Below are 522 nucleotides of genomic sequence, written 5' to 3' on the forward strand. Positions count from 1 at the left end.
TGAACTTCACCCTGGACATGGGTAGATCACCTGGTTTCGGGTCTACGACCACGTACTAAACGCCCTATTCAGACTCGCTTTCGCTGCGGCTCCGCCTCTTCAGCTTAACCTTGCACGGGATCGTAACTCGCCGGTTCATTCTACAAAAGGCACGCCATCACCCATTAACGGGCTCTGACTATTTGTAGGCACACGGTTTCAGGATCTCTTTCACTCCCCTTCCGGGGTGCTTTTCACCTTTCCCTCACGGTACTGGTTCACTATCGATCACTAGGGAGTATTTAGCCTTGGGAGATGGTCCTCCCAGATTCCGACGGAATTTCACGTGTTCCGCCGTACTCAGGATACATTCAAGAGAGAACGAAGTTTCGACTACAGGGTTGTTACCTTCTGTGACGGACCTTTCCAGGTCGCTTCGTCTACCTCGTTCCTTTGTAACTCCGTATAGAATGTCCTACAACCCCAAGAGGCAAGCCTCTTGGTTTGGGCTAGATTCCGTTTCGCTCGCCGCTACTCAGGAAA

Annotated in this window: 1 rRNA gene; it reads right to left on the minus strand. The window is 51.5% G+C overall.

Annotated features, from left to right (window positions below):
• Nucleotides 1–522 (minus strand): 23S ribosomal RNA (locus ACTFQM_RS27315); the annotation flags it as partial.

This window comes from Bacillus cereus group sp. MYBK30-2 (assembly GCF_051915945.1).
Taxonomy (GTDB): Bacteria; Bacillota; Bacilli; order Bacillales; family Bacillaceae_G; genus Bacillus_A; species Bacillus_A paramycoides.